The sequence below is a fragment of the Nocardia takedensis NBRC 100417 genome, assembly GCF_000308695.1.
Lineage (GTDB): Bacteria > Actinomycetota > Actinomycetes > Mycobacteriales > Mycobacteriaceae > Nocardia > Nocardia takedensis.
In genome coordinates this window covers 1-4,353 of the sequence record NZ_BAGG01000208.1, presented here as the reverse complement: position 1 = coordinate 4,353, position 4,353 = coordinate 1, and the positions used below count along the sequence as shown (strand labels likewise).

The 4,353-nt window shown below is 73.5% G+C and carries 2 protein-coding genes; both read left to right on the top strand.

Going from position 1 to position 4,353, the window contains the following annotated elements; genetic code table 11:
* A partial coding sequence (locus tag ON30_RS28060) for an SDR family NAD(P)-dependent oxidoreductase (protein ID WP_157183869.1) occupies positions 1-1,819 on the top strand: 1,819 nt, incomplete at its 5' end.
* Between the two features lie 2 nt (positions 1,820-1,821).
* Positions 1,822-4,353: type I polyketide synthase (locus ON30_RS28055; RefSeq protein WP_040712025.1), on the top strand; the 2,532-nt coding region annotated here is incomplete at its 3' end.

The window sequence follows — 4,353 nt, the reverse complement described above, 5'->3', positions numbered from 1 at the left end:
CTGGCATCCGGTGCCGCTGCCCGCCGCGCCCGAGACATCCCCGATGGTCGTGCTCGGCGCGGACCCGCTGGGCATTCCCGGCGCGGTGCCCGCCGCGGACCGCGACGCGGCGGCGGCGCTCCTCGGCGACGTGATCCTGCCCTGGCACCCGGATCCGGGGCTCGACGTGCCTCGCGGCGTGCACGCGCGGACCGCCGCGCTCACCGAATTCCTCGTCGCGTGGTCGGGTGACGAACGGTTCGCCGATCGACGGTTGATCGTCCTGACCGAGGGCGGCGCGGACGGGACCGACCTCGCGGCGGCCGCGGTCTGCGGGCTGGTGCGGTCGGCGCAGAGCGAGTACCCGGACCGAATCGTCCTGCTGGACATGCCGAAGACGGCCGCCGACCGGATCCCGGAGGCGCTGGGTTCCGACGAACCGCAGCTCGCGTGGCGGGGCGGCGCCTGGTGCGCCCCGCGGCTCGCGTCGGTCGATCCCGCGCCGTCGACGTCGGTCGGGGCTGTGCGTTTCGATCCGGCCGGCACGGTGCTGATCACCGGCGGGACCGGCGCGCTGGGCGGGCTGATCGCCCGACACCTGGTGGCCGAGCACGGCGTTCGCCACCTGCTGCTGACCAGCCGCACCGGACAGGCGGAGGATCTCGCGGCCGAACTCGCCGGGACGGGAGCGAGCGTCGAGGTCGCCGCCTGCGATGTGGCCGACCGCGTCGACCTGGCCCGCCTGCTCGCAGGCATCCCCGCCGACCGTCCGGTCACCTCGGTCGTGCACGCGGCAGGCGTCGTCGACGACGGCCTGCTGACCTCGCTGACCCCCGACCGTCTGGCGGCCGTCCTACGGCCCAAAGTGGACGCGGTCTGGAACCTGTACGAGGCGCTCGCGGGCCACCCGCTCGACGCGTTCGTGGTGTTCTCCTCGCTCGCGGGCACGATGGGTCCGGCGGGGCAGGCGGGCTACGCGGCGGCCAACGCCTTCCTCGACGCGTTCGCCCGCAACACCCCTGGCGTCACCTCGATCGCCTGGGGTCTGTGGGACGCGGCCGAGCCGGGGATGGCCGCCGACCTCGGCCGGGCCGATCTGGCCAGGATGGCACGGTCGGGCGTGGTCGCCATGTCGGCGGAGTCCGCGCTCGCGGCCTTCGACGCGGTCGTGGCGGCCGCCGAGCCCGTGCCGGTGGTGGCCCGCCTCGACCTCGGCGCGCTGCGCGTCGCCGACGGGGCGGTGCCGCCGGTGCTGCGCGGCCTGGTACCGGACCGGCCGCGGCCCGGTGCGCGAGAGCGGGGAACGGGCGACCTGACCCACCGGCTCGCGACGATGTCCGACGCCGAACGCGCACAGGCCGTTCTGGATGTGGTGCGCGGGAACGTCGCCACCGTCCTAGGTCACGACAGCGCGGGCGGGATCGCCGTGGACCGGCCTTTCACCGAACTGGGTTTCGACTCGCTCACCGCCGTCGAACTGCGCAACCGGTTGCTGGCGGTCACCGGCCTCGGCCTGCCGCCGACGGTGGTGTTCGACTTCCCGACCCCGGCCGCGCTGTCCGAGCACCTGCTCGGCGCACTGTCCACCGGTCGACGCGCGGTCGACGCACTGCTCGCCGGAATCGACCGTCTCGACCTCGAATTCGCCGCACTCGGGTCGGTCGAGGACGGCCAGGACGAGGTGACCGCCCGACTGCGGGCATTGGTGCGCAAATGGTCGCGCTCCGGACCCGAACCCGAATCACGGGATCTGGCCGCGGTGTCCGACGACGAACTGTTCGAGGCGCTGGAGGACGAGTTGGGCATGGGACCGGATTCGACACGACAGACAGGAATCTGAAGATGGCCACCGATGAGTCCACCGAGGACAAACTGCGCGGATATCTCAAACGGGCGACCACCGAACTCCGTCAGGCACGTCGGCACATCGCGGATCTGGAAGCACGCGTCGACGAACCCGTCGCGATCGTGTCCATGGCGTGCCGGTATCCGGGCGGCGTGCGCACCCCCGAGGACCTGTGGACGCTGGTCCGCGCGGGCGTCGACGCGACCGGGGAGTTCCCCCGGACCCGCGGTTGGGATGTCGAGCACCTCTACGATCCCGACCCCGAGCGGACCGGACGCAGCTACACCGCCCGCGGCGGATTCCTCTACGACGCGGCGGAATTCGATCCGGAGTTCTTCGCCCTCGGACCTCGCGACGCGACGGCCGTCGATCCGCAACAGCGGTTGCTGCTCGAGGTGGCGTGGGAAGCGGCCGAACGCGCGGGGATCGACCCGGCGACGCTGCGCGGCAGTCGATCCGGAGTCTTCGCCGGGATCATGTATGGCGACTACGGGACTCGCTCCCACCAGCCGCCCCAGGGGCTCGAGGGCAAACTCGGCAGCGGCAGCGCAGGCAGCATCGCCACCGGCCGCATCGCCTACACACTCGGTCTGACGGGGCCCGCGGTCACGGTGGACACCGCCTGTTCGTCGTCGTTGGTCGCCTTGCATCTAGCGGTGCGGGCGCTGCGCGCGGGCGAGTGCGAACTGGCCTTCGCCGGCGGCGCGACCGTCATGGCGACACCGCGCGCGTTCGTGGAGTTCAGCAGGCAGCGCGCTTTGTCCCCCGACGGCCGCTGCAAGGCGTTCGGCGCGGGCGCCGACGGCACCGGCTGGGGTGAGGGCGCGGGGCTGCTCCTGCTGGAACGGCTGTCGGACGCGCGCCGCAACGGTCATCCGGTCCTGGCTCTGGTGCGCGCGTCGGCCTTGAACCAGGACGGCGCGAGCAACGGTCTGACCGCGCCGAACGGTCCCGCGCAGCAACAGTTGATCGAACGCGCGCTGGCCGAAGGACAGCTGTCCGCACAGGAGGTGACCGTGGTCGAAGCGCACGGCACCGGCACCGCGCTGGGTGATCCGATCGAGGCGCAGGCACTGCTGGCGACCTACGGGCGCAACCGCCCCGCCGACCGACCGCTGTGGCTCGGCTCGGTGAAGTCCAATCTCGGCCACACGCAGGCCGCCGCCGGAGTGGCCGGGGTGATCAAGATGGTGCAGGCGATCCGGCACGGCGTCCTGCCGCGGACCCTGCACGCCGACGAACCGACGCCGCACGTGGACTGGACCTCCGGCGCGGTGCGACTGCTGAGCGAGGAGGTCGACTGGCCGCCGACCGGGCAGCCGCGCCGTGCCGCGGTGTCGTCGTTCGGGATCAGCGGCACCAACGCGCACGTGATCATCGAACAGGCGTCGCCGCCCGAACCGGAACCCGCCGTCACTCCCGTCGACGGCGCGCCGTGGGTGGTGTCCGGCCGGACACCGGAGGCGCTACGCGACCGGGCGCGCGAACTTCACGAGGCGCTGACCACGGTCACTGCTCCCACGGCTCCGGCGCTCGAGGACACCACGGCCCCTGGGCTCGAGGACGCAACGGCCCCTGGGCTCGAGCAGGCCGCGGCCCTGGAGGCTGCGGCCCTGGAGGCTGCGGCCCTGGAGGCTGCGGCACTCGACGACACGGCGGTGGCGCGCGCGCTGGCCGTGAGCCGGACGGCGTTCGCGTATCGCGCCGCCGTCGTGGCGGGCGATCGCGGGCAACGGCTCGACGGACTGCGCGCGCTGGCCGAGGACCGGCCGCACGACTCCGTACGCACCGGACACGCCCGGGCAGCGACCGGGCCGGTGTTCGTGTTCCCGGGACAGGGCTCGCAGTGGCAGGGGATGGCGCTGGATCTGCTCGACTCCGCGCCCGCGTTCCGCGCGGAACTGGAGGACTGCGCCGCCGCGCTCGCCCCGCACGTCGACTGGTCGCTGGTCGAAGTCCTGCGCGGAGCACCGGGCGCGCCGCCGCTGGACCGGGTCGACGTCGTGCAACCGGCGCTGTTCGCGGTGATGGTGTCGCTGGCCGCCCAGTGGCGCGCGGTCGGCGTGCGGCCCGCCGCGGTCATCGGTCACTCGCAGGGGGAGATCGCCGCCGCCTACGTCGCGGGCGCGCTCTCGCTCGAGGACGCCGCCCGAGTGGTGGCCGCGCGCAGTCGCGCCATCACCGCGATCGCCGGCGACGGCGCGATGGCATCGGTGCCGCTGCCCGCCGACCGGGTGCGGTCGCTGCTGCCCGCCGGAGTCGAACTGGCCGCGGTGAACGGTCCCGGCGTCGCGGTGGTGTCGGGGACGGCCGCCGCCGTCGAACGGATGGTCGCCGAGTTGGTCGCGGACGGTGTGTCGGCCAAGATCATCCCGGTCGACTACGCCTCGCACTCGGCGCACGTCGAGGTGCTGCGCGACCGGATTCTCGAGGTGCTCGCGCCGATCACCCCCCGCGCGGCGCGGATTCCGCTCTATTCGACCCTCACGGGCGAGCAGATCGCGGACACCGCGACCATGGGGCCCCGG